This window comes from Actinomycetospora chlora, assembly GCF_039542135.1.
Classification (GTDB): domain Bacteria; phylum Actinomycetota; class Actinomycetes; order Mycobacteriales; family Pseudonocardiaceae; genus Actinomycetospora; species Actinomycetospora chlora.
The window spans coordinates 37362-61528 of sequence record NZ_BAABHO010000010.1; the positions used below are offsets into that span (position 1 = coordinate 37362).

At 73.6% G+C, this 24167-nt stretch carries 27 protein-coding genes; 10 read left to right on the plus strand and 17 right to left on the minus strand.

Annotated elements, in window-relative coordinates:
- The first annotated feature begins 24 nt into the window (after positions 1–24).
- The gene (locus tag ABD994_RS08360; RefSeq protein ID WP_345412865.1) at positions 25–801 is read left to right on the plus strand and encodes a cyclase family protein; all 777 of its coding nucleotides are present in this window, start codon (positions 25–27) and stop codon (positions 799–801) included.
- On the plus strand, positions 798–2423 hold the full coding sequence (locus tag ABD994_RS08365) for a thiamine pyrophosphate-binding protein (RefSeq protein WP_345412867.1): 1626 nt from the start codon (positions 798–800) through the stop codon (positions 2421–2423). Before ABD994_RS08360 ends, ABD994_RS08365 begins: the two co-directional genes overlap by 4 nt.
- Here the strand turns inward: ABD994_RS08365 and ABD994_RS08370 are convergent.
- Positions 2417–2992: a YdeI/OmpD-associated family protein gene (locus tag ABD994_RS08370; RefSeq protein WP_345412869.1), complete on the minus strand. Its 576-nt coding sequence runs from the start codon at positions 2990–2992 to the stop codon at positions 2417–2419. The two genes, ABD994_RS08365 and ABD994_RS08370, sit on opposite strands and share 7 nt — an antisense overlap.
- 45 nt (positions 2993–3037) lie before the next feature.
- On the opposite strand from ABD994_RS08370, the gene ABD994_RS08375 reads away from it, so the two are divergent.
- Positions 3038–3241 (plus strand): hypothetical protein, encoded by a 204-nt coding sequence (locus ABD994_RS08375; protein ID WP_345412871.1) that lies wholly within the window; start codon positions 3038–3040, stop codon positions 3239–3241.
- A gap of 3 nt (positions 3242–3244) precedes the next feature.
- Here the strand turns inward: ABD994_RS08375 and ABD994_RS08380 are convergent, their stop codons facing one another.
- The 5 genes from ABD994_RS08380 to ABD994_RS08400 all read right to left on the minus strand — a co-directional run bounded on the left by ABD994_RS08380 (position 3245) and on the right by ABD994_RS08400 (position 6126).
- The gene (locus tag ABD994_RS08380) at positions 3245–3856 is read right to left on the minus strand and encodes a TMEM175 family protein (protein ID WP_345412874.1); all 612 of its coding nucleotides are present in this window, start codon (positions 3854–3856) and stop codon (positions 3245–3247) included.
- Between the two features lie 14 nt (positions 3857–3870).
- A complete protein-coding gene (locus ABD994_RS08385) occupies positions 3871–4413 on the minus strand; it encodes a YbhB/YbcL family Raf kinase inhibitor-like protein (RefSeq protein WP_345412877.1) in 543 nt (180 codons plus the stop codon).
- Between the two features lie 70 nt (positions 4414–4483).
- On the minus strand, positions 4484–5125 hold the full coding sequence (locus tag ABD994_RS08390) for a hypothetical protein (RefSeq protein ID WP_345412879.1): 642 nt from the start codon (positions 5123–5125) through the stop codon (positions 4484–4486).
- Positions 5126–5246: 121 nt separating this feature from the next.
- On the minus strand, positions 5247–5612 hold the full coding sequence (locus tag ABD994_RS08395; protein WP_345412881.1) for a hypothetical protein: 366 nt from the start codon (positions 5610–5612) through the stop codon (positions 5247–5249).
- Positions 5613–5622: 10 nt separating this feature from the next.
- Positions 5623–6126: a hypothetical protein gene (locus ABD994_RS08400; RefSeq protein WP_345412884.1), complete on the minus strand. Its 504-nt coding sequence runs from the start codon at positions 6124–6126 to the stop codon at positions 5623–5625.
- 125 nt (positions 6127–6251) lie between these two features.
- Between ABD994_RS08400 and ABD994_RS08405 the strand changes: the two genes are divergently transcribed.
- Complete coding sequence (locus ABD994_RS08405; RefSeq protein WP_345412886.1) at positions 6252–7157, plus strand: HNH endonuclease; 906 nt, start codon at positions 6252–6254, stop codon at positions 7155–7157.
- A gap of 86 nt (positions 7158–7243) precedes the next feature.
- Complete coding sequence (locus ABD994_RS08410; protein WP_345412888.1) at positions 7244–10291, plus strand: DEAD/DEAH box helicase; 3048 nt, start codon at positions 7244–7246, stop codon at positions 10289–10291.
- A gap of 90 nt (positions 10292–10381) precedes the next feature.
- On the opposite strand, the gene ABD994_RS08415 is transcribed toward ABD994_RS08410, so the two are convergent.
- From ABD994_RS08415 to ABD994_RS08425, 3 genes are read right to left on the minus strand one after another with little or no spacing between them, the layout of a single operon-like run.
- On the minus strand, positions 10382–10759 hold the full coding sequence (locus ABD994_RS08415; RefSeq protein WP_345412890.1) for a DUF7674 family protein: 378 nt from the start codon (positions 10757–10759) through the stop codon (positions 10382–10384).
- Positions 10760–10761: 2 nt separating this feature from the next.
- Complete coding sequence (locus tag ABD994_RS08420) at positions 10762–11865, minus strand: WXG100 family type VII secretion target (RefSeq protein ID WP_345412892.1); 1104 nt, start codon at positions 11863–11865, stop codon at positions 10762–10764.
- Entirely contained in the window at positions 11865–12188 is a 324-nt protein-coding gene (locus ABD994_RS08425) for a hypothetical protein (protein ID WP_345412894.1), read from the minus strand. Before ABD994_RS08425 ends, ABD994_RS08420 begins: the two co-directional genes overlap by 1 nt.
- 157 nt (positions 12189–12345) lie before the next feature.
- Here ABD994_RS08425 and ABD994_RS08430 point away from each other — a divergent pair, with 157 nt between their 5' ends.
- A complete protein-coding gene (locus ABD994_RS08430; protein ID WP_345412896.1) occupies positions 12346–12669 on the plus strand; it encodes a hypothetical protein in 324 nt (107 codons plus the stop codon).
- A gap of 3 nt (positions 12670–12672) precedes the next feature.
- Here the strand turns inward: ABD994_RS08430 and ABD994_RS08435 are convergent, their stop codons facing one another.
- Positions 12673–13035 (minus strand): hypothetical protein, encoded by a 363-nt coding sequence (locus ABD994_RS08435; protein WP_345412898.1) that lies wholly within the window; start codon positions 13033–13035, stop codon positions 12673–12675.
- Positions 13036–13204: 169 nt separating this feature from the next.
- On the opposite strand from ABD994_RS08435, the gene ABD994_RS08440 reads away from it, so the two are divergent.
- Positions 13205–13924: a DUF4253 domain-containing protein gene (locus ABD994_RS08440; RefSeq protein WP_345412901.1), complete on the plus strand. Its 720-nt coding sequence runs from the start codon at positions 13205–13207 to the stop codon at positions 13922–13924.
- A 5-nt stretch (positions 13925–13929) separates the two neighbouring features.
- On the opposite strand, the gene ABD994_RS08445 is transcribed toward ABD994_RS08440, so the two are convergent.
- The 3 genes from ABD994_RS08445 to ABD994_RS08455 are packed head-to-tail and all read right to left on the minus strand — an operon-like array spanning position 13930 to position 16715.
- Entirely contained in the window at positions 13930–15006 is a 1077-nt protein-coding gene (locus tag ABD994_RS08445; protein WP_345412903.1) for a glycoside hydrolase family 172 protein, read from the minus strand.
- A gap of 21 nt (positions 15007–15027) precedes the next feature.
- A complete protein-coding gene (locus tag ABD994_RS08450) occupies positions 15028–15786 on the minus strand; it encodes an SDR family NAD(P)-dependent oxidoreductase (RefSeq protein WP_345412906.1) in 759 nt (252 codons plus the stop codon).
- On the minus strand, positions 15774–16715 hold the full coding sequence (locus ABD994_RS08455; protein WP_345412908.1) for a TIGR01777 family oxidoreductase: 942 nt from the start codon (positions 16713–16715) through the stop codon (positions 15774–15776). Before ABD994_RS08455 ends, ABD994_RS08450 begins: the two co-directional genes overlap by 13 nt.
- Positions 16716–16842: 127 nt before the next feature.
- Between ABD994_RS08455 and ABD994_RS08460 the strand changes: the two genes are divergently transcribed.
- A complete protein-coding gene (locus ABD994_RS08460; RefSeq protein WP_345412911.1) occupies positions 16843–19518 on the plus strand; it encodes an ATP-binding protein in 2676 nt (891 codons plus the stop codon).
- Here ABD994_RS08460 and ABD994_RS08465 read toward each other — a convergent pair.
- A complete protein-coding gene (locus tag ABD994_RS08465; protein ID WP_345412913.1) occupies positions 19502–20185 on the minus strand; it encodes a TetR/AcrR family transcriptional regulator in 684 nt (227 codons plus the stop codon). The two genes, ABD994_RS08460 and ABD994_RS08465, sit on opposite strands and share 17 nt — an antisense overlap.
- Positions 20186–20269: 84 nt before the next feature.
- Between ABD994_RS08465 and ABD994_RS08470 the strand changes: the two genes are divergently transcribed.
- The gene (locus ABD994_RS08470) at positions 20270–21127 is read left to right on the plus strand and encodes an SDR family oxidoreductase (RefSeq protein WP_345412915.1); all 858 of its coding nucleotides are present in this window, start codon (positions 20270–20272) and stop codon (positions 21125–21127) included.
- Here the strand turns inward: ABD994_RS08470 and ABD994_RS08475 are convergent.
- Genes ABD994_RS08475 through ABD994_RS08485 form a run of 3 tightly spaced genes read right to left on the minus strand, consistent with a single transcriptional unit; the run spans position 21118 to position 23659 of the window.
- Entirely contained in the window at positions 21118–21561 is a 444-nt protein-coding gene (locus ABD994_RS08475) for a DNA polymerase ligase N-terminal domain-containing protein (protein WP_345412917.1), read from the minus strand. The genes ABD994_RS08470 and ABD994_RS08475 overlap by 10 nt on opposite strands.
- Positions 21558–22361, minus strand: coding sequence for an endonuclease/exonuclease/phosphatase family protein (locus ABD994_RS08480; protein WP_345412919.1), 804 nt, complete (start codon positions 22359–22361; stop codon positions 21558–21560). Before ABD994_RS08480 ends, ABD994_RS08475 begins: the two co-directional genes overlap by 4 nt.
- A gap of 26 nt (positions 22362–22387) precedes the next feature.
- Positions 22388–23659, minus strand: a complete 1272-nt coding sequence (locus ABD994_RS08485; RefSeq protein WP_345412922.1) for a ferric reductase-like transmembrane domain-containing protein — start codon at positions 23657–23659, stop codon at positions 22388–22390.
- 94 nt (positions 23660–23753) lie between these two features.
- On the opposite strand from ABD994_RS08485, the gene ABD994_RS08490 reads away from it, so the two are divergent.
- Positions 23754–24152 carry an NUDIX domain-containing protein gene (locus ABD994_RS08490; RefSeq protein ID WP_345412924.1) on the plus strand — a complete coding sequence of 133 codons (399 nt, stop codon included), beginning with the start codon at positions 23754–23756 and terminating at the stop codon, positions 24150–24152.
- Positions 24153–24167: the final 15 nt, after the last annotated feature.

Below are 24167 nucleotides of genomic sequence, written 5' to 3' on the forward strand. Positions count from 1 at the left end.
GCTCGCGGCGCGATCATCTCGGGCGTGACCGCCCTGCTGCCCGCCCTCGTCGACGCCCTGCGCGGCGGATCGGTCGAGGCCATCGACCTCACCGCGCCGCTGTCGGAGACCACGCCGATCCTGCAGCTGCCCGAGCCGTTCGCGAACACCAGCGGCTTCCGGCTCGAGGAGCTCAGCCGCTACGACGACCGCGGCCCGGCCTGGTACTGGAACGACATCCACACCGGCGAGCACACCGGCACCCACCTCGACGCCCCCAACCACTGGGTCACCGGCCGCGACGGGCTCGACGTCTCGCAGGCGCCGCTGCGCACGCTGATCGGCCCGGCCGCCGTCATCGACAAGAGCGCCGAGGTGGCCGACGACCCCGACTTCCTGCTCGAGGTCGACCACGTCCGCGCCTGGAGCGACGAGCACGGCCCGCTGCCCGAGGGCGGGTGGCTGCTCTACCGCACCGGGTGGGACGCCCGCAGCCACGACCAGGAGGCGTTCACCAACGCCGACGAGAACGGTCCCCACACCCCCGGCGTCTCGGCGGAGTGCGCGCGCTGGATCGCGCAGGAGTCGCCGGTCGCGGGGTTCGGCACCGAGACCGTCGGCACCGACGCCGGCGCCGCGGGCGGCTTCGACCCGCCGTTCTCGTGCCACCACTTCCTCATGGGCGCGGGCAAGTGGGGGCTGACGAGCCTGCAGAACCTCGCGTCGCTGCCGCCCACCGGCGCGGTCGTGGTGGTGTCGCCGCTGCCGATCGTCGGCGGGTCGGGCAGCCCGGCGAGGGTGTACGCGCTGGTCGAGCGGTGAGCGTCGCCGACGTCGTCGGCCGCGTGCTCGCCGACCTCGGGGTCGCCCACGTCTACGGCGTGGTCGGCAGCGGCAACTTCGCGGTCACCAACGCCCTGCGCGACGCCGGCGTCGGCTTCACCGCGGCGCGTCACGAGGGCGGTGCCGCGACCATGGCCGACGCCCACGCCCGCACGTCCGGGCAGGTCACGGCGCTGTCGGTGCACCAGGGCTGCGGGCTGACCAACGCGATGACCGGCATCGCCGAGGCCGCCAAGAGCCGCACCCCGCTGATCGTGCTGGCCGCCGAGCCGGCCGGGGCGGCGGTGCGGTCGAACTTCCGCGTCGACCAGGACGCCCTCGCCCGCGCGGTCGGCGCCGTGCCCGAGCGGGTGCACTCGGCCGCGAGCGCGGTCGCCGACACCGTCCGCGCCTTCCGCACGGCCCGCCAGCAGCGGCGCACGGTCGTGCTCAACCTGCCCCTCGACGTCCAGGCCCAGTCCTGCCCCGACCCCGGGCCGGTGGAGGCCATCGAGCCGTGGGGCCCGGCTCGCCCGGACGCCGCGTCGGTCGCCTCCCTCGCGGCGATCCTGGCCGGGGCGCAGCGTCCGGTGTTCATCGCGGGCCGCGGTGCCCGTGACGCGGGTCCCGAGCTGGCCGGGCTGGCCGAGGCGTGCGGGGCCCTGCTCGCGACGTCGGCCGTGGCCAACGGCCTGTTCGCCGGCTCGCCGTGGTCGCTGGGCATCTGCGGCGGGTTCGCGACGCCGCTCGCGGCCGAGCTCGTCGCGGACGCCGACGTCGTCGTGGCGTGGGGCGCGTCGCTGACGATGTGGACCACCCGCCACGGCGCGCTGCTCGACGACGACGCCACCGTCGTGCAGGTCGACGACGACCCGGCCGCCCTGGGCGCGAACCACCCGATCGACCTCGGCGTGGTCGGCGACGTCGCCGCCGCGGCGCAGGACGTCCTGGAGGTGGCGACGGCGTCGAAGGGCTACCGCAGCCCGGCGCTGGCCGAGCGCATCGCGACCGAGGGCCGGTGGGCGGCGCTGCCGACCATGGACACCTCGCACGACGGTCGCATCGACCCGCGCGTCCTGTCGGCCCGGCTCGACGCGATGCTGCCCGCCGAGCGCACCGTGGCCACCGACTCCGGCAACTTCATGGGCTACCCGGCGGCCTATCTCGCGGTGCCCGACGCCGCGGGCTTCTGCTTCACCCAGGCGTTCCAGTCGGTGGGCCTCGGGCTCGCGACCGCCCTCGGCGCGGCGATCGCCCGTCCCGACCGGCTGACCGTCGCGGCGGTCGGCGACGGCGGGTTCTGCATGGGGGTCGCCGAGCTGGAGACCGCGGCCCGGCTCGGGATCCCCCTGCTCGTCGTGGTCTACGACGACGCCGCCTACGGCGCCGAGGTGCACCACTTCACCGGCGCCGACCACACCACCGTCACCTTCCCCGACCGTGACCTCGCCCGGATCGGCTGGGGCTTCGGGTGCGACGGGCTCGAGGTGCGGTCGGTCGACGACCTCGTCGGCGTCCGCGAGTGGCTCGACGGGCCGCGCGGGCGGCCGCTGGTGGTGGACGCGAAGGTCGTCGCCGACGAGCCGTCGTGGTGGCTGGCGGAGGCGTTCCGGGGTCACTGAGGTGGGAAGGCCTTCTCGCCGACGGCTGCCGCGTCGGCGATCTTCGTGATGCGCCCGGCCCGCGTCGCCGGGCGCTTGGCCTCGACGAGCCACACGAGCATCGCCCGTCGGGCCGAGCGGGAGAACCCGTCCCACTGCTCGCGGGCGCCGGGGTGGGCGTCGAAGGCCGCGGCGAGGTCGGGCGGGACGACGAGGTCCTCGACGTCGTCGAGCATCGTCCAGCTGCCGTCGGCCTTCGCCGCGTCGATGAGCGCGCGCCCCGCCGGCGCCACCAGCCCGGCCTCCTCGAGCCGGGCGATGCGCTGCTTGTTGGAGCGGGCCCAGCCGCTGCCGCGCCGGCGCGGGCCGAACCACATCGCCGTGCGCTCGTCGTCGAGCGAGCGGGTGGTGCTGTCGATCCACCCGAAGCACAGGGCCTGCTCGACCGACTCCTCGTAGCCGACGGTCGGGCGGCCGGTACGCGGCTTCCAGGTCACGAGCCACACGCCGTGTCCGCGGTCGTGGTGCTCGGCGAGCCAGGCCCGCCAGGCGTCGACGTCGTCGGGCTGCACCTGCTCGTCGCTCACCACGGCCGACAGCATCCACCCGCGGGCGTCCCGCGTACGGTGCGTCCCGTGGTAGCCCCGGGTCCCGACCGCGCCGGCCGCCGTGGCCGGCTGGCCCTCAGCGCCGCGATCACCGGGATCCTGGGCGGCGCGGGCGTCCTCTACGGGATCGTCACGTCGCGCACGGCCACCACGGTGATCGGCGTGCTGCTGCTGGCCGCGACCCTCTACACCCTGGTCGTGCTGCGCGGGCTCATGCGCCGGGACGGCTGACGGTCAGCCCGCGCGACGGCTCTTCTCCAGCCGCCCGGCGAGCAGGCCGAGCGGGATGATCAGCGCCCAGCTCAGGCGCGCTCCCACGGGGGAGACCGAGGTCAGCGGGATCGAGGGCAGGAACGCGACGATCAGCGCGACCGTGCCGTAGTAGCGCGAGCGGGCCCGCACGGCCGCGCGCTCGTCGAGGACCCCGTCGCGTTCCGCGGTCCACCACAGCAGCAGCGAGCTCGCCGACGTCGCGGCGATGGCCAGTGCGTAGAAGATCGTCGCGGTGACGCTGTAGCCGTCGCCGAGCAGCGCGGTGGGGAACGGGAGCAGCACGACGAAGAACAGGAAGACCAGGTTGGCGACGAGCATGCGCCGCCCCGCCCCGGTCATGGCCCGCAGGTCCTCGTGGTGGAGCAGCCAGAACCGGCCGATCACCGCGAAGCTCAGCACCATCGCGAAGAACTCGTGCTGCAGGGCGAGCAGGTCCTCGCGGACGTGGCCGTCGCGGATCTGGGCGTCGGTCAGCGGCAGGATCAGCAGCGTGATCGCGATGGCGAAGACGCCGTCGCTGAACGCCCCGACGCGGTCGAGGCTCGGTGGCGGGCGTTCGTCCGCACCCGCCACCGTCGCCTCCCCGCTCAGCCGCTCACCTCGTAGGTCGGGGTGATGATCGCCCGCCCGATGCTGTGGAAGAAGAGATTGAACCCGAGGAACGCGGGTGTGGCGTCGGCGCCCACGCCGAGGTCCTCGACGTCGACGGCGTGGACGACGAAGAAGTAGCGGTGCTCGCCGTGCCCGCCGGGCGGGGCGGCGCCGATGTAGCGCTTGGCGCCGGCGTCGTTGGCCAGGGTGATCGCGCCGTCGGGGAGCAGGCCCTTGTCGGGGTCGCCGGCGTCGGCGGGCAGGGACGTCGTCGAGGCGGGGATGCCGGTGACGGCCCAGTGCCAGAACCCGCTGGCGGTGGGGGCGTCGGGGTCGAAGCAGGTGACGGCGAAGCTCTTCGTGCCCTCGGGCGCGCCCGACCACTCCAGCTGCGGCGACACGTCCTCGCCCCCGGCGCCCATGATCCCGCTGACCTGTGCGGTCGGGAGCGTCTGGCCGTCGGTGACGTCGGAGCTGGTGACGGTGAACGTCGCGACGTCGGGCAGGAACTCGTACGGGTCGGGCGGCTGGTGCGACACGGCGGTGGGCCTCCTCGTGGGGTGACGGTCTCGTGGCGCCAGTACCCGCGTCGCGTCCTCCGGTCACGCGTCAGACCGTGGCGGGCGTGCCCTCGCGATCGGTGGTGGCGGGCTGCGGCGCGACGAGCAGCGCCACGCCGATGACCGCGAACCACAGCAGGCTGCTCAGCGCCCCGACCAGCGGCACCCAGAGGTGCAGCAGCGGCAGGATGCCCAGCACCCCGGCGCCGGCGACCCACGTCGGCAGGACCTTGGTCCGCCAGACCACGGCGGAGGTCGCGAGGATCATCGCGGCGGCGCCGATCTGCGCGTAGTGGTAGCTCCACACCGCCAGCGCGAGCAGCGGCTGGGCGAGGTTGCTCGGCACCACACCGAACTGCACGGCCGCGGCGGGGTAGGCCACCTCGGCCGCGAACCCGGCGGAGGTGAGGGCGAAGAAGACCGTGCCGCCGGCGAGGGCGAGGTAGACCGCGCCCGAGGGGCCGGCGGCGCGCCGCAGGACGTGCACCAGCACGCCCAGGAACACGAGGCCCAGCAGCACGTGCAGCAGCGGCAGCGCGCCGTTGGCGGTGACGAACCCGGCCGCGCTCTCGTAGTAGCCGGCCGCCTCCTCGGGCGTGCGCGGCTGGTTGGGCGTGCCCACCAGGTACGCGGGAATCATGGCCAGGGCGGCCAGCACCCCGCACGCTCCGCCGATCTTCGTCTCCGCCATGCCTGCCTCCCCGCCGTGTGTCCGGAGCGCACATCCCAGCGCGACCGTCGCGGTCCGGACAGATCCGTCGTGGCGAGATCACCCGTTCGTGTCGGCGAGAACAGGGTGATCGCGAGGCGACCTACCTGCTCGACCTCCTCGGGGGCTGATCAGGCCGCTGCGAGCGCACGCCGGAAGGATCGAGCACGAGCTCCGTCTCGCCGGTCTTCGCCGTCCGCACGGCCGCCTCGAGGCGGACGAGGAAGAGCCGCCAGGCCGCCTCGACCGGCGGCACGTCGGCCCACACCACCGCCGCGTCCGAGGCCCCGGTGCGCAGGTGCCGGCCCAGGGACGTCGGGGTGACGTGGAGGTGCAGAGGCTGTGCGAGCGGCTGGTGGTCGAACTCGGTCAGGGTCACCACACCGGCGTCGGTGTCCTCCTCCACGGCCCCCTCTGCGGCGAGGTAGCCGACGAGTTGGTCGTAGAGCTCGGCGTCCTTCGGTTCCACGCCGTCCTCCTCAGGCGGGGTCCCGCGTCGGGTAGGCCGTGATGACCTTCCCGTCGCTCCCTGCGACGACGACCACCGGGTGGTACACGTCCCGGACCCGGCCGTCGCCGTCCCTGATCTCGAGCGGGGCCGTGAAGGCCCACGTGTCGTTCTTGTCGTTGTATCGCGGGTAGCCGGGCTGCGGCGCGGTCAGGATCTGCTCGATGGCGAAGTCAGCGAGGTCGCGCCAATTCTCCCCGGTGTAGACGGCGATGTTCTGCCAGTCCGAGCCGTGCCGGTTGCTGATGTGGCGGTACCCAAAGGCCTCGGTACCGCAGGACAGCGGCGAGTTGGTGCCGGCCGGCCCCGGGACGAAGCTGGCTCTCGGGAACAGGCGTACGAGCTTCTCCGCTGGGCTGCTGGTGCCGCGGGCAGCCCACACCTGGCTGCTCGCCGCCGACGTCGCTCCAGCGGAGGGCGCCTCGACGAGGAACAGGCTCAACGCGACGAACGCGAGGACGACGAGCGAACGCACAGGGCAAGGCATCGCGCCTCCAGGAGTGGGACGACGGTCCAGGCGGACCGTCACTACCTGGTTGGACTCGCGCTCTGGTTGAACGGTTCCATCGACCTGTGATCGCCGTGGCACGATCTTCAGCTGTGGCGTTCATCGACGAGCTGGCCGCACGGGAGGCAGCCATGCGGTGGCTCGACGACCGCACCCAACTCGGAACGCGCACCGTGACCCAGCCCGACGTCGCGAACTTCCCGTTCCAGGGCCAGGACGTCGCGCTCCTGCTGCGCCAGCAGGGCATCTGCAAGCCGCGCCAGCTCGACGCGGCGCTGTCGATCAGGACGACCTGGACCAGGCCGGGGGACAAGCCTCCGTACGAGGACGTGGAAGGGCCCGATGGCCTGGTGCGCTATGCGTACCGAGGTACGGACCCCGAGTTCTTCGAGAACCGTGCCCTCCGACGCGCGTTCGAGCACCGGCTACCGATGATCTGGTTCGTCGCCGTGGCCCCAGGCGTGTACCTGGCGCGCTACCCCGTCTACGTCGTCGCAGACGAGCCCGAACACCTACGCGTCGCCCTCGCGATCGATGAGGACCAACGATTCCTCGGGGTCCCTCGGCCCGATGAGATCGACCGACGGCGCTCGGTCCAGCGGCTCACCAAACTGCGACTGCACCAGCCGGTCTTCCGCGCGCAGGTCCTCGGCGCCTACGAGCGCTCGTGCGCGATGTGTCGTCTCCGGCACGTGGAGCTCCTCGATGCGGCGCACATCATCCCGGACGGCAAGGAGCGCGGGACGCCGATCGTGCCCAACGGCCTCTCGCTCTGTTCCATCCACCACCGAGCATTCGACGCCAACGTCCTCGGCGTACGGCCCGACTACACCGTTGCGGTGCGAAGCGACATCCTTGGCGAGATCGATGGCCCGATGCTCAAGCACGGACTGCAGGCCATGGACGGAGTGTCGTTGAGCCTGCCCAAGCAGCGTGCCCAGCACCCCGACCGTGAACGGGTGGAAGAGCGCTACGAAGAGTTCCTCGCAGCGGGATGAGAGCGACACCTAGCCCGCTTCACGCAGGCTGCTACACCGAATGCACGAGTGCGAGCCTCATGATCGCGCCGTGACACGCTGCGACGGTGAGTGACGGACTGGGCGAAGGCCTGTACGAGTCCCTGCGGACTCGCGGGCTCGAGCGACGTCTCCGGGCTGTGGCGGCAGGCACGGCGCATTTCGCTCCGGTCGATCGAGCAGCCGTGTCGGACGTGCTGGCCCGGCACGTCGCCGAGGTGGTGAGGCGAGCTCTCGCGTCGCAGTCCGACGACGGGCGTCGCGAGGACGTCGCCAACAGCGTCGTGTCCCTCCTCGATGCGGGTGACGAGGACGCCGTCGTCGCGCTCGAGCAGCTGCTCTCTGTCGCGGTCGCTCCCGGTGTGCGACGGATCGTGCGACCGAGCGTGCCGTTGTCGGACACCGCGTTGCTCACCAACACCCCCGACGAGCCGTCACTGGGCGCCGAGTTGCGTGCCGAGCTCGCGAGTGCGGATCGGGTGGACCTGCTGTGCGCCTTCGTCAAGTTCCACGGGACCCGGCTGCTAACCGACGAGCTCACCGAGCTGCACGAGCGGGGCGTGCCGTTCCGCGTCATCACGACGACCTATCTCGGCGGTACCGAACGTCGCGCGATCGACGAGTTGGTCCGGCGGTACGGCGCCGAGGTCCGCATCCGGTATGAGGAGCAGACGACCCGACTCCACGCCAAGGCCTGGCTGTTCCGGCGCGAGAGCGGTTACGACACCGGTTACGTCGGCAGTTCCAACCTGTCGAAATCAGCACTCGTCGACGGGCTGGAATGGAACGTCCGCATCTCCGCGATCGCGACGCCGACCCTCGTCCGCAAGTTCGAGGCCACCTTCGACACCTACTGGAACAACCCGGAGTTCCGGCCCTACGACCCGGACCGCGACGCCGAACTCCTCGACCGGGCGCTGGGCGCCCAGGCTGGCCGTTCCGGCGCCACGGTCCTCGAACTCTCCGGCCTGGATGTGCGACCGCGCCCGCACCAGGAGCGCATCCTCGAGGCGCTCCTCGCCGAGCGCACCGTTCACGACCGCCACCGCAACCTCGTCGTCGCCGCCACGGGGACGGGCAAGACGGTCGTCGCTGCGCTCGACTACCGCAGTCTCGGTGGTGCCGGAAAGAGCCTGCTGTTCGTCGCGCACCGCAAGGAACTCCTCGAGCAGGCCCGACGCACCTACCGCGAGGTGCTCGGCGACGGCACCTTCGGCGAACTCTTCGTCGGCGGGCAGCGCCCGACCGCGTGGAAGCACGTGTTCGCCTCCGTGCAGTCCTTGCGAGAGGTCGACATCCCGAACGTCGACGTCGCCGTCATCGACGAGTTCCACCACGCCGAAGCGCCGTCGTACCGACGCCTCCTCGATCGTCTCCAGGCGACCGAGCTGCTGGGACTCACGGCCACACCCGATCGTGCGGACGGCGTCGACGTCCGCGCTTTCTTCGACGGCCGTGTCGCCGTGGAGATCGGGCTCGCCGAGGCCCTGGAGCAGGACCTCCTCTGCCCTTTCCACTACTTCGGGATCGCGGACAACACCGATCTCCGGGCGATCGAGTGGAAGCGGGGGTCCTACGACGTCGCATCGCTCGACCGCGTCTACACCGGCAACGACGCGCGCACCCGGATCGTCCTCAACGCACTCATCGAACGCGTCGTCGATGTCCGTCAGATGCGCGCGCTCGGCTTCTGCGTCTCGGTGGCCCACGCCCGGTACATGGCCGAGAAGTTCACCGCCGCGGGCATCCCGGCCCGGGCGGTCACGGGGGACACCCCGGAGCACGAACGACAGCAGGCCGCGTCGGCGCTGCGCGATCACGAGGTCGCTTGCCTGTTCACGGTCGATCTCTACAACGAGGGCGTCGACCTACCGTTCGTCGATACCGTGCTCTTCCTCCGCCCCACGCAGAGCGCGACCATCTTCCTCCAGCAGCTCGGGCGCGGTCTTCGCCGCGCGCAGGACAAGGCCGTCCTGACCGTGCTCGACTTCATCGGTCAGCACCGCCAAGAGTTCCGCTTCGACGTCCGTTACCGGGCGCTGACCGGGTCGTCGCGCGCAGGGCTCGTCCGCGACGTCGAGCAGGGCTTCCCGTTCCTTCCCTCGGGCTGCCGCCTGCTGCTCGACCGGGTGGCGCAGGAGGTCGTCCTCGCGAACGTGCGGCACGGGCTGCGCGGTGGTCGCAAAGTGCTCGTCGACGACGTGCGCTCGCACGGGGACCTCTCACTGCCGCATTACCTCGAGGCGAGCGGTCACGACCTGTCTGACGTCTACGGCAGGGCCGGCGAGAGCTGGACGGCGTTGCGCCGAGACGCCGGATTCGCGACCGCCTCGCCGGGACCACGAGAAGACGAACTGCTGCGGCGGGTGAGCGGCCTCGTCCACGTCGACGACCTGGAGCGGGCGGCCGTCTACCAGCGGCTGATGCAGCCCGGCAGCCCAGGACTCGGCGATCTGACGCCTGCGGACCGGGTGCTGGCCCACATGCTCGTGTACACGGTCTGGCCCGACCTCGGCGGGCACGGCTCGATCGACGACGCACTCGAGACCCTGCGCGCGCACCCTGCCGTCGTCGAGGAGGCCGGGGTGCTGATGGCGCTCGGCGCCGACGCGGCGCGGACGGTCCCCGGGCCGTTGGAGATCCCGGGCGTCGAACTGCGATCGCACTGCACCTACCGCCGCGACGAGGTCCTGGCCGGCATCGGGTGGGCCGATGGCAGGCGCAAGACGCGGGGTCAGGCCGCAGGCGTCGTCTACTCGGAGGCGACGAACGTCGACGCGCTGTTGGTGACCCTCCGGAAGGAGGAGAAGGAGTTCGCGCCCTCGACGCGCTACCGCGACTACCCGATGTCCCACGAGCTGTTCCACTGGGAATCGCAGAACTCGACGACGCTCGCGTCAGCGGTCGGCCGTCGCTACGTCGAGGGCACGAGCCACGTGGTGCTGTTCGTGCGTACAGCCCGCAGCGACGAGTTCGGCGGCGGGGCACCCTTCCTCTGTCTGGGCACTGCCCGACCCGTCGACCACCGTGGCGAGCGGCCGATCTCGATCACCTGGTCACTCGACCGCCCCATGCCGCAGCAGGTCCTCCAGGCGGGGGCACTGGACGCGGCCTGAGAAGTTCGCGCTGGTCAGTTCGGTGTCCGATTCCGGATGGCCACGACGTCCTGCCCGGCGCGTCGGGGTCGGCCAGCCCGTTCTGCGCTCTCAGACCGTGCTTCCGTCCTCCATCCGTCGTAGCTCTGCTCGAAGAGGCGTCGGGAGGAGTTCGACGACCCCTCGATCGGCGTGACCGACATGTGGCATGGCTTCGAGGAAACCGGTGATCACGATGGTCTGGATGTCGTCGTCGCCGTGTTGGTGGAGTTCGTTGACTGCGTCGACGGCGCGGATCGCGTCGGTGTCGGCCCCGTGGCTGGCAACGAACCAGCCCCCGACTTCATCGAGCAGGATCGTGGGCAGCACCTCTCCGTGCTCTGCCTCGTGCTGTCGAACCATCTGGGCAGCCGTGGACGATGTTGCGGCGACCGCGTCGGCGACGCGACGGCCGTTCTCCTCGTTGATGGGAACGTCCTCGTTCTCCAATGTCAGTTCCTCCCGAGGGCGTCGAGGAGATTGTTCATCTCGTTTGTGGCGACGGCCCGATCCTCGGGCGACGCGTCAGGGTTGCGGCGTAGCCAGTTCCGAAGGGCTCGAACGGACTCGTTCCCCTTCCTCGTGTGGAGCTTGTTCCCGACACGGTCGCCGGTGGCTCGCTCGGCACGGATCGCGTCGGCCGTGGTGCCGTCCCCTGTGCGAGTCGGTGAGTCTGCTCCTCGGTACAGACGTCGCACGATGTTGGTCAAGCGGGGGTTCGCTGTCGCCGGTTGCTGTGCTGACGGACGCTGTGGGAAGTGAGGCTGCCTGTCACCTGAACCCAGGGGCTCGACACGGTCTTCGCCGCTGGCGTTCATCGCCACCGAGATCGCGCCCGCGCCCGCGATGCCGGCACCGGTCGCGATGAGGCCGGCCGAGGCGACGTTGAGCGTCAGGCCGGCCGGGGCGCCCACGCCGGTGGCGTCGAGTGCCACACCACCGACCTCACCGGCCCCGCCGACGAGCATCAACCCGGCACCACCGAACATCGCCGCGACGTCGGCGGGATGGTGGACGGCGGCGTTGCCGAGTGATGCCGCGGCGTTGACGACGTTGCGCCCGACGTCGACGGCGGCGTCACCGATATCGCCGAGGACGGCGCCGACGCCGTCCCAGACGCCGTGTTGCTCCGGCGCCATGGCGGCGGCCTCGTCCAGCGCGCGAGCGGCGTCGTCACCCGCAACGACGAGCTGGCCCCGAGCCCGGTTGAGCAGATCACGGGCCTGGGGCCCGGCCTCGCCCGAGACACGGACGGCCTCGGCGGCCTGGCGCTGAGCCCATTCCAGGGTCTCCGCATAGACGTCGAGGGCCCGGCTCGCGGTGGTGAAGGCGTCGCCTGCGTCCTGCCACGCCGGCGGCTGGACGGCGAACCGCTGACGGAACGCGTCGGCGGCCTCGCCCGTCCAGCCCTCCGGCGTGGTGATGGCCGCCAGGCCGTCGCCGGCCTGGTGCAGGTTGCCGGCGTAGGCGCTCATCGAGCGGGCCATCGCCCGCGCGGCGTCGGGCTCGCCCGGCACGAGGGCGCGTGGGTCGATCGACTCGCCGAGCTCGGCCATCAGCGCGGCGCCGGGTCGGGGCCCGTGCCGCGCACGACGCCGTCGAGGCCCTGGTGGCCGGCCTCGTCGGCGCGGGAGTAGGCCGCCCCGGCCTGGCCGAGGTGGTCGCCCGCGGCGCGGCCGTCCTCGACCAGCCGCGTCACCCCGGCCTGCCAGCGCTCGCAGAACGCGGCGAGGCTCGTCGCCAGACGTGGGTGGCCGAGGGCGTCCCCGCCGTCGGCCAGCCCCGCCACGGGGTGGGCACTGACCTGCCCGACGGTGCGGGCGATGCCGTCGGCGGCGGCCCGCAGCGCGGTGACGTCGACCTGGTAGCCATCGGACACGCGGCGCCACCTCCCGGTGGACCAGCGTGGCGACCCCGCGCTCCTGCCCGCAGGCGTTCGGATGATTGCGCCGGATGTCCGGTTCTCCACCGGCGCGCCACGGCGCTTCGGAGGTCCGTCCCGGCGATGCTCAACGACCGTCGTGGAGGGAGCGCCGATGACCGGAGACGACGAGCCGAGCTTCCTCCGCGCGCGCTGCCCCCTCACCGGGGTCCGGGCGAAGACCGTGGCGATGTGTGTGATCGCGGCACAGCGCCACCACGGCGCCGAGATCGTTCCCGTGGCCGGCGCGCCGCTCGAGGAGCAGATCGCTCGGACCGCCGACAACGTGCGACGTGCCGTGGCGATGCTGTGCGCACGCCACCCGGCGGCCGCCTACCTACAGCGAGCCAGGACGGCCGTTGAGGCGTCCGAGACGTTCTGCGTCGCCGTCGCGCTGAGCGCCGACGACATCGAGGCCCGCCGGGCGTCGCGGAACTGAGCGTCAGGCGTCCGCCGAGGTCACGGCCCTGACGCCGCCGTCGACGAGCACGAGGTGGTCGTGCCCCGGCTCGCGGACGAGGATCGCCTCCTCGATCTGGGCGAGGAGGGTCTGCAGGCGCGCGGCCTCGGGGTCGTCGAGCTCGTCGGACTCGACGTCGCCGGCCTCGGGCACCGCGGGGGTCTCGACGTCGTCGACGCCCACGTGCTCGGCGAGCGTCTGGGGGCAGACGTGCAGGTGCACGGTCGGGTCGACGGGCTCGCCGTCGAGGTCGGTCAGCTCCAGTCCGGGCGTCGCCGTGTCGGCCATGCCGGCACGGAAGCCGAGGGCGGAGACGAAGCGGTCGTAGCGCTCCTGGGGGTCCATGGGGGCACCTCTCTCTCGGATGCCCGATGGTGCGTGGAGCCGGGGTCGCCCTGCCACTTCGGAGGGGTGTGACCCTCGTCGAACGGCCAGTGACCTCGGTCGCCGCGGGGCACGTCCACACCCGCCAGGTCCTCGGAACCGTGGGGACGCGGGCACCGTCCAACCTCGTGTGACGATCGATGATCCTGCTTCAGCCACCCCGTTCCGCTACCTCGACGTCGACGATCCGGCACGGTCGTACGAGGACCTCCTCCGGGCCGCCCCGAGGACGCAACGCTCTCCGGTCTGGTTCGGACCCGACACGACGCAGTGGTTCGGCGAGGTGCCCGTTCCTTCAGACCTCGCGGTCGCGGTCGGGGAGCACGACCCCGCCGAGGTGCTGTCCCGCTGGTGGCCTGGACCCTGCCCCGACGGCTGCGCGTGCCTGGACCCCTATACCGGCGCGTTCCCGCCGTTGATCCGCGCGTCGGGCACCGACCGCTCGCGGCGCCGCGCCACGCTGGCCGAAGCGGTGTCTTTCGGGCGCGAGGCCGGCGACCTCGCCTCTCTCGCGGTCGTCGACGCCGAACGTCCGGCCGATGTTCCGGCCGCGCTCGGCTGGTGCGGGGTCATCAACTATCCACACCAGGACCTCGTCGGGCTCAGCGCGGTCCTGCGGAGCTGGGAGGAGCGGTTCGGTGCGACCCTGGTCTGGATCGGCGGTTTCACGCTGGTCCTCGTCGTGGCGGATCCACCGCGGACACGCGAGGAGTCGGAGCGCGTCGCCGCAGAGCACTTCGCCTTCTGCCCCGACCAGATCGATCCACAGGACGGGCGCGAGCCGTACTCCCCGCGCTCGTACGCGCGCGAGATCCGCCGGGCCCGGCTGTGGAAGTTCTGGTGGGACTGACGGGCTCACCGCAGCGGTAGGCGCTCGGCCACCGGCGCCAGGTCGAACGGGACGTGTGGCTCGGCCTGGTACCAGTACGCGACGGACGACCAGTCGTCGCTGCGGCGGTTGGCGTGGCCGTGCTCGATGCTCACGCGGATCGAGCGCTGGAACACCACCGGGTCCTCGATGTGGAAGCGGTACAGGCTCACCGGTCCGCGCCAGTTCTTGCCGCCGGTCAGGGTGACGCCGTGGTAGGGCGCCGAGTAGCTCTGCGTCGGGCACCAGGCGGTGTTGACGTAGTCCTCGGTGCCCGTGCCGTGCAGGGTCGGCGGCCAGACGTCGCCGTCGATGAAGATCATGTCGTCGCCCTCGCCGTACCAGTTCCACTTCCGGGTCCGGCGCCGGTTCTGGACGTTGAGCACGCAGCCGACGTAGTGCCCGTGCCCCTCGGCCTCGAGGATCGTGTAGTTGTCGGTTCCTGTCAGGTTGGTGCCCCCGAACTGGTAGTCCGCGTTCGACGGGCCCGGCCGGACGCCCTGGGTCAGCTGCCGGCGCCACTGCGCGTGGAAGCGCCCGACGTCGTCGCCGACCTCGTCGAGCTCCTCGTAGTCGACGTAGGAGTAGACGAGCACGTCGGCGTCGTCGACCTCGCTCGTGATCTCCATCCGCGCGCCCGCGGCGAACGGCATGGCGAACCAGCAGTTGAACGCCTTGCCGTCCTCCGGGCTCATCTGCAGGGGCAGCGACACGAAGTTCGTGGTCCGCCCGTGCCCGACGCCGAAGAAGTCCCCGAGCGGGACCGCGACGCTGGGGTGCTCCTCGCCGTCCCACCACGCGCGCAGGACGAGGCGGCGCAGGAGGTCGGGGACGTGGCCCGTCGGGTGCCGCAGGCTGCGCGAGCCGGCGACCGTGATCCAGACGTGGGTGACGACGCCGGCACCGGCGACGTCGAGCAGCGTCACGGTCCCGCCCGGGCGGACGGTCGCGCGGTCGTCGTTGCCCCCGGTGCGGTCCCAGCTCGACGACCGGCGCCGGCGCGTCCGCCGCAGCCGCGGCAGGTCGCGCAGGCTCGATCCGTGGGGGCCGTAGTCGACGGTCATGGCCCCAGCCTGCCCCTGCGGTCAGATCGTCAGACCTCCGTCGACGGCGACGGTCGCGCCGGTCATGTAGGCGCTGTCGTCGGAGGCGAGGTAGACGACGGTCTTCGCGATCTCGGCGGGGGTGGCGTGGCGGGCCAGCGGGACGAGGTCGTCGAACGCGGCGGCGGCCTCCTGCTGGGGCAGGCCGGTGGCGCGCATCTCGATGGAGTCCTGGAACGGCGTCGAGGTCGGCCCGGGGTGCAGGGAGTTGACGCGGATGCGCCGCGGGGTGAGCTCCTTGGCGGCGGCCTTCATCATCCCGACCTGGGCGTGCTTGGCCGCGACGTAGCCGCTGATGCCGGCGAAGCCCATGAGCCCGACGACGCTGGAGGTGATGATGATGCTGGCGCCCTCAACCAGGTGCGGGGAGGTGTGCTTGATCATGTGGAAGGCGCCGAGGGCGTGGATCTGCAGGGTGCGGGCGAACTCGTCGGAGGGGTAGTCCTCGATCGGGGCGACGGCGCCGGTGTTGCCGGCGTTGGAGAACACGACGTCGAGACGCCCGAAGCGCTCGACGGCCTCGCCGACGGCCCGGCGCACGGCCTCCTCGTCGGTGACGTCGGCGCGGGTGAACGCCGCGCGCTCGTCGCCGAGCTCGGCGGCGGCCTGCTTGAGGGCGTCGGCGTCGAGGCCGACGAGGTGCACCTGCGCGCCCTCGTCGACCATCGCGGCGGCGGACGCCCGCCCGATGCCGCTCTCGCCGCCGGTGATGATCGCGACCTTGCCGGTCAGTCGGTCCATGACTTCTCCTCGGTGTGTGGTGGTGCGGCGGCGACGAGGTCCTTGACCGCGCCGGCGATGTCGGGGTGGGCGAACTCGAAGCCGATCTCGAGCGCCCGGCGGGGCACGAGGCGGTGGCTGTGCACCAGCAGCTCGGCGGCCCCGCCCAGGGACGCGACGACCTGGTCGTCGGGCACCCAGCTCTGCCAGGGCACGCCGAGCGCCTCGCCGAGGGCCCGGGCCACGTCGTCGTGCCGCGCCGGCTGCGGCGCCACGGCGTTGACGACGCCGCGGTAGCGGGGGTCGGTCAGGGCCTCGACGAGCAGGCCGACGGCGTCGACGAGGTGGACCCAGGGAACCCACTGCCATCCGCTACCGAGCACCACGCCCTGGCCGGCGTCGAAGGGCGCCCGGAGCTGGGGGAAGGCGCCGTGGTCGGGGCCCAGGACCACTCCGAGCCGCAGGATCGCCACCCGCGCCGGCCCCTCGGCGGCGCGGGCGGTGGCCTCCCAGTCGGTGTAGACGTCGCCGAGGACGAGCTCGCGGCTCGCCGGTCGGTCGTCGTCGAGCGGCGCCTCGCCGCCGTCGCCGCAGACGAGGAAGCCGCTCGCACTGACCAGCACCGGGTTCGCGACGCGGGTGCGCCCGAGCGCGTCGACCACCCGCGCCGTCGTCCCGACCCGGCTCGCGCGCATCGCGGCGACGAACTCCGGGGTCCACGGCTGTTCGAAGACGTTGCGACCGGCCAGGTTGATCACGCGGCCGGCCTCGGTGACGGCCGACTCGAGCTCGTCACCGACGCCGATCCACCGCCACGACGGGTGCGCCGCGCGGGCCCGGTCGGGCGTGCGGGAGACGCCGACGACGTCCCACCCGAGCCGGTGGAGCACCCGGCACACGTGCCCGCCGACCCACCCGCTCGCCCCGGTCACCACCACCTGGTCGGTCATGGTGCGAGCGTGGTCGCGGCGGGAGCGGCGCGACATCCCGGAAACCATGTAGTGGCGGGCGGTAGCGGTGTCGTCGCGCAGCGCAGGAGGCTGGGTCGACGGGGTCGGAGTACCTACGCTGAGGCAGGTGCTGGCCGCCGGGGCGCTCATCGGACGGGACCGGGAGGAGGCCCGCCTGCGGCAGCGCGTCGACGAGGCCGCCGACGGTCACGGCCGCCTCGTCCTGCTCGCCGGCGAGCCCGGGGTGGGGAAGAGCTCGCTGGCCCGGATCGCCGTCGAGCACGCCCGGGCGTCCGGTCACGTCGCCGCGTGGGGCCGGTGCCTGGAGACCGACGGTGCACCCCCGTTCTGGCCGTGGATCCAGGTGTTCCGGTCGTTCGCGCGGACGGCGGGCAGCGAGCGCTGGACGACGGCGCTCGAGGCCCTGACCGGCGCGGCGCCGGACGGCGACCGCTTCCGCCTGTTCGACACGGTCACCGAGCTGCTCGCCGACGCCGCGGCGGCCCGCCCTGCCGTGCTCGTGTTCGACGACCTGCACCGTGCGGACGAGGCGTCCCTCGCGCTGCTGCGCTTCGCCGTGACCACCACGCTCGACCAGCCCGTCCTGTGCGTCGGCACCTACCGCGACGGCGAGGTGCCCGCCGACCACCCCGTGGCCGCCCTCGTGGGCGAGGCGGGCGCCGACGTGCTCCGGCTCGCGGGTCTGTCGCGGGAGGGGACGGCGGCCTTCGTGCGGGCCGTCGCCGACCGCGCCACCGACCTCGACGTGGACCTGCTGCACGACCGGACCGGCGGCAACCCGTTCTTCCTCGGCGAGGTCCTGCGGCTCGGCGACGCCGAGGCCGTCCCGGTGTCGGCCGAGGCGGCGATCCGCACACACGTGGAGCGCCTGCCCGCCGACACCCGTGAGGCGCTGGGCGAGGCCGCGGTGCTCGGGCGCGAGGTGGTGCCGTCCCTGCTCGCCGCGATGCGGGGGACCGGGACCGAGGACGTCGCCGCCGCCCTCGCCCCGGCGGTCCGCGGGGGCCTGCTGACCCCGCCGGCCGGCCGGACCGCGTACTACCGCTTCGGGCACGTCCTTGTGCAGCAGGCGCTCTACCAGCAGATCCCGCCCGCGCAGCGGGTGGTCCTGCACGCCCGCGCCCTCGCCGCGCTCGCCCCGTTCGCGGACGAGCCCGCCTACGCCGCGGTGATCGCCCACCACGCCGTGCAGGCGATCGATTCACCCGCGGCGCGCGCCCGGGCCCGCGACCTCGCCGAGCGCGCGTCCGACCGGGCCGCGGCGACGACGGCCCACGGGACGGCCGCCGACTGGGCCCGGCAGGCCCTCGCCCTGGTCGAGCCCGGGGACCCCGCCCGGGGCGGCCTGCTGATCAAGCTGGGCCGGGCGTCCGGCCGCGCGGGGGACCTGACCGAGGCCCGCCGCGCCCTGGACGAGGCGTGGGAGCTCGCCGCCCGGGCCGGCTCGGACGCCGCGATGGCCGCCGCGGCGCTCGAGCTCGGTGACCAGGTCCTCTCGGCCGGCACGGTCGACGTCGCGCTCGTGCGGACCTTCGAGCGGACCCTCGCCCGGCGACCCGACGACGCCGTCACCGTCACCGACGTCGAGCTGCGGGCCCGGCTGGCCGCGGAGCTCTACTGGAGCCCGGCCCTCGAGCGTTCCCGCGCGCTGGCCCGCCAGGCCGTCGACGACGCCCGCACCCTGGGCGACCCGCACTGCCTCGCCGGCGCCCTGGCGGCGCGGCAGTACGTCATGCGCGGTCCCGACGACCTCCACGAACGGCTCGCCGTCGGGCGGGAACTGCTCGACCTCGCGCGGTCACTCGACGACGAGGACCTCGAGCTCGGCGCCCGCCGGATGCTCGTGCCCGACCGCCTCCAGCACGACCTCGCGGCCGCGGACGCCGAGATCGACGGGCTCGCGGCGCTGGCGCGGCGCAGCAACCGCCCCCTGGTCCGCTGGTACCGGCAGGTCTTCCGCGCCACCCGCGCGGCGATGGACGGCGACCTCGACGGCGCCCTCGACGAGGTCGGGCGGGCGGAGGGCGAGGGCCGGCGTCTCGGGGTCCAGCCGGCGGGCCTCTACGCCGCCGCGCAGCGCTTCCTGCTGCTGCGCCAGGCGGGCCGCATCGCCGAGGTCGAGGACGCCGTGCGGGAGCAGGTCGCCCGGTGGCCGGTCCTGGTCACCTTCCGCTGCCAGCTCGCGCTCCTGCTCGCCGAGACCGGCCGTACGGCGGAGGCGCACGCGGCGCTCGACGGCCTCGTGGCGGACCGCTGTGCGGTCCTCCGCCGGGACTCGCTGTGGCTGGGGAGCATCGGGATCCTCGCCGAGAGCGCCGCCCGTCTCGGGCACGCGGAGCACGCGGCGACGCTGCACGACCTGCTCGCCCCCTACCGGGGCGGCATCGCCTACCTCGGGGTCGTGGCCTGGTGGGGCGCCGTGGACCACTACCTCGGGCTGACCTGCGCCACGACGGGCCGGCACGCCGAGGCCGCCGAGCACTTCGCCGCGGCGCTGCGGCTGCACGAGCACTGGCGGGCGCCACTCTTCGCCGCGGCGTCGCGGGCGGGGCTGGAGCGCAGCGCCGGGACGTGCCCGGTCGACGCCCTGAGCCGGCGCGAGCGCGAGGTGCTCGACCTGCTCGCGGGCGGGGCCAGCAACAAGGAGATCGCCCGCGCCCTGACGCTGAGCGTGCACACCGTCGAGCGCCACGTCGCGAACGTCTACGGCAAGATCGGCGCCCGGAACCGCGCCGACGCCACCAGCTACGCGCTGGGGAGCCGGCTCACTGCGCGCCGGTGATGCGGTCCAGCCACTCCCGCAGCATCGCCGCCTCGGCCGGGCTCAGGGCGTCGACCTCGGGCAGCGCCGCGCGCAGGGCCGACGCCGCGGGCACGGGTCCCGGGGACGCCAGAGCCGGGGCGTCGGTGGTGATGGCGGCGATGACGGCCTCGCGGGCGGTGGCCGCGAGCTGCGGGTCGCGGTGCTCCTCGGGCGTCGCGAGGAGCGTCAGCGTGGTCCCCTCGCCCACGGCGCGGACGAGGGCGACCGCACGCTCCTCGGGCACCCGCAGGCGCCCGGCCTCGGCGATGCGCCCGATCCGCTTCGCCAGCACGGCGGCGGCCGCCTCCATGGCCGGCGAGCCGGGGCGGGTGCGGGCGTACATCAGCTCGTAGAGCGCGGGGTGGGCGAGGCCCATCGCGACGTGCTCGTCCCAGCTCCGGCGCAGCTCCTCGACCGGGTCCGGGTGCGGCTCGCCGGCGCTCTTGCTCGCGGTGTAGGCCGCGAACCCCTGGGCGGCGACGGCGTCGAGCAGGCCCTGCTTGTCGCCGAAGAGCCGGTAGATGGTGGGCGCCTGCACCCCGGCGGCCGTGCTGACCGCCCGCGTCGAGACCACGTCGGCCCCACCCTCCTCGAGCAGGCGCAGCGCGGCCGCGACGATCCGCGCGCGGGGCTTCTCGTCCTCCACGGTGGCGACGATAGCGAGATCGTGCTTCCATCGCTAACAACGGTGCTACCGTCTCACCGTTACCGCTGGAAACAGGAGAAGCCGATGATCGTCGTGACCGGGGCGAGCGGCCAGCTCGGCCGTGCCGTCCTCGAGCGGTTGCTCGACCGCCTGCCCGCCGAGCAGGTCGGGGCGAGCGTGCGCGAGCCGGAGAAGGTGGCCGACCTCGCGGCGCGCGGCGCGCGCGTCCGCCGCGGCGACTACACCGACCCGGCGAGCCTGGCCGCGGCGTTCGAGGGCGCGACGCAGGTGCTGGTCGTCTCGGCCAACGTGCTGGGCGAGGAGGCCCTGCGCCAGCACCGCACGGCGATCGAGGCGGCCCTCGCGGCCGGGGCGCGGCGCGTGCTCTACACCGCGCACATGGGCGCCGACCCGACCTCGCCGATGGCGCCGATGCCCGATCACTTCGCGACCGAGGAGATCCTGCGCGGCTGCGGCGTCGCGTGGACGTCGCTGCGCAACGGCTTCTACGCCTCGACGGTGCCGGTGCTCTTGGCGGGCGCGTGGCACACCGGTGAGCTCCGCCTGCCCGCCGACGGCCCCGTCGCCTGGACCACCCACGGCGACCTCGCCGACGTCACCGCCCTGGCGCTGACGAGCGAGACCTTCGACGGGCTCACCCCACCGCTGACGGGGCCCGAGGCGCTGACCATGGACGACGTGGCCGCGCTTGCATCGGAGGCGGCCGGGCGGACGATCCGCCGCGTGGTGGTGTCCGACGACGACTTCGTCGCCGAGCAGGTGGCCCACGGCGTGCCCGAGGCGGCCGCGCGCATGTTCCTCACGATGTTCGCGGCGTCCCGCCGCGGCGACTTCGCGCCGGCCGACCCGACCCTGGCCCGCCTGATCGGGCGCCCGGCGACGCCGCTGGCCGACGTGCTCGCGGTGCCGGCTCAGGCGTAGTCGTCGTTGGTGCGGCCCGTGAGGGTCGAGGTGTCGTCGGCGATCGGGTCGCCGGCGTGCTCGTCCCGGGTCTTGACCATGAGCCAGTAGTCGTCGTGCGTCTGTGTGAGGGCGTAGGCGCCGGCGAGCTTGCGGCCGTCGAGCACGACCACGAGGTGGCCCGCGGCGAGCGCCTCGGCGGGCGAGCTGTCGGCGTCGCGCATGGTGTAGGTGCCGGTGTCCCAGACGATCACGGTGCCGCTCCCGAGGCGGCCCTCGACGTCGAGGTGGGACAGCGCGTGGTCGTCCACGCGGCGGGCGAGGCGGCGGACGCGGGGATCGGTCGACGGGCCCTTGGGCACGGCCCACGACACGAGCACGCCGTCGATCTCCAGCCGGACGTCGAAGTGCAGCGTCGAGGCGTGGTGTCGCTGGACGACGAAGCGGCCGGTCACGGCGTCACCCGCAGGTCGACGACGAGTGGGAGGTGGTCGGACGCGCTGGTCGGGGGCGTGGTGGGCGGCCCGACGGGCGTGAGCCCGCGCAGGAAGGCGTGGTCGATGGCGCCCTCGGGCGTGGTGGGGAAGCGGCCGCCGGGGTCGACGTCGGTGAGGCCCTCTCGCAGCGGCGCGAGCCCGGGGTCGCCGGCGGGGAGGTTGAGGTCGCCCAACACGACGGCCGGCGTCGCGCGGGCGGCGTCGTCGGCGAGCTCGCGGACCTGCGCGTCGGCGACGCCGCCCAGCCCCAGGTGGGTGTCGTGGACGGTGACGGCCGCGCCCGCGGGCGTGGTCACCCGCACCCTCAGGTAGCCGCGCTGCTCGTCGCGCCGGTCGGGCGGGTAGGTGACGACGGCCGGCGCGCTCACCGGCAGCCGTGACAGGACGGCCAGCCCGAACTGCACGTCGTCGGGGCCGGTGCTGCAGGCCGGGCCGAGCGCGGCGTTGACGGGAGCGCGCGCCTCGGCCCGCGTCGGCGGCCGCACCGGGCCGGGGACCGACTGGTAGGTGAGCCCCCAGTCGTGCAGCAGGATGTCGGCCAGCTCGTCGGCCTCGCCGGCGCAGATCTCCTGCAGGGCGACGACGTCCGGGCGGGCCTGGGCGATCGTCGGGGCCCATTCGCCGGGCTCGTGGGCGTGGGTCTGCACGTTCCAGGTCATGACGCGCAGGTCGGGCGGTGGGGCGGGGGCCGGCGCGGAGCAGGCGGCGAGCACGGCGAGCAGGCCCAGCAGGCCCAGCAGGAACCACCGTCGCGCCACACCCCCCATCGTGGTGGACGGCGGGATCAGCCGAAGCGTTCGGTCGTGATCGCGCGGGCCGGGACGCCGAGGCGGCCGAGCCCGTGCAGCGTCGCGCCGACCAGCGGGGGCGGCCCGCAGACGAAGTACTGGTGGCTCTCGGGCACGCCGTCGGGCAGCACGGAGCTGAGCATCTCCGGGTCCACGCGCCGCCCGCCGGTGCGCAGCACCGACAGGTCCAGCCGGTGCGACAGCGCGAGGATCTCGGTGGCGAACAGTGCCTCGCCCTCGGACTCCGCGAGCAGCAGGGTGTGGGCACGCGGGTCGGCCGCGGCGGCGTGGGCGCGCAGGATGCTCATGATCGGCGTGACGCCCACCCCGCCGGCGATGAGCACCAGCCCGCCGTCCGCGCGCTCCGCGACCTCGGGGGGCACGAACGCGCCGTGCGGCCCGTCGAGCCACACCCGTCGGCCGGGCTCGAGGTCGTGCAGGCCGCCGCTGAACGGGCCCTGGTCGCGGATCGTCAGCTCGACGAGCCCGGAGCGGGTCGAGGCGGCGATCGTGAACGGGTGCTCCTCCGCGACCGGGGTGCGCCGCAGGCGCAGCCACACGAACTGCCCGGGCTCGGGCGGCGGGTCGAGCGCGGAGGCGGTCGGGGCGAGCACGAGCGTCGAGGTGCTCGGCGACTCCGGGCGGACCGCCGTCACGACGTAGGCGCCCGTGCCGAGCGCGGGCCGCACCACCCAGCGCTGCAGCAGGACGACCAGCACGACGGCGCCGAGCAGCGCGCCGAGGACGCCGACCAGCGGGTTCTCCGCCAGGTGCCCGAAGAGCCACACGTGCACCCCGACGAGCAGCACCACGAGGACCCCGAGCACGGCGTGCACCCGGGCGATCTGCCCGTAGCGCCGGACGGCCCGCCGCGGCAGCACCACGACGCCCAGGACCATCAGCGCCGTCGCCGCGATGCCGGCCTGGATCGGCGGGCCGACGAGGAACGGGTTGAGCATCCCGAGGCCCTTGGGGGAGTGCAGCATCGAGGCCACGACGTGCGCGAGCGTGAACCCGGCCGCCGCCACCCCGAGCCGGCGGTGCACCCGCACGCCGATCTCGACACCGAGCACCCGCGTCAGGCCCCGCACGCGGGAGACGAGCAGGACGATCAGCGCCATGAGCACGGCGGCGAGGAGCCCGGACGCACTGGTCCAGGACACGGTCTTGCCGAAGGCCGGCGAGACGAGGGAGAGCCCGAGCGCCACGACGGGCATGAGCAGCACCAGGCCCAGCCCCATCAGCCACGCCCGTCCGCGCTCGGTCATGGCTGCGGACGCTAGGGAGGGTGGGCAGGGGCGTGGTGGCGGTTCGGCGACGCCGTGACCCGTTCGTGACCTCGCGGCGGCCAGGATCCCTGCCGTGCCCGAGGTCGTCGCCCGCGCCGTGATCGTCCGCGACGGTCGGTTGCTGCTCGTCCGGGACCTCGTCGCCGGCTACTGGTTCTTCCCCGGCGGCCACGTCGAGGACGGCGAGAGCCCGCGCGACGCGGTGGTGCGGGAGCTGCGGGAGGAGATCGACGTCGGGGCGACGGTCGTCGAGGCGCTGGGCGAGGTGCGCAACGACTTCGTGCAGGACGGCGAAGCGCACCGGGAGATCGACCACGTCTTCGCCGTCGAGATCGACGCCGCCGACCCCGTGAGCCAGGAGCCGCACCTCGCGTTCGCGTGGCACCGCCTCGACGGGCTCGCGGGCGTCGACGTCCGGCCGCGGGTGCTGGTGGATCTCGTCCTGGCTCTGCCGAGCCGGCGGACTTCCTGACGATGAACGTCAGCG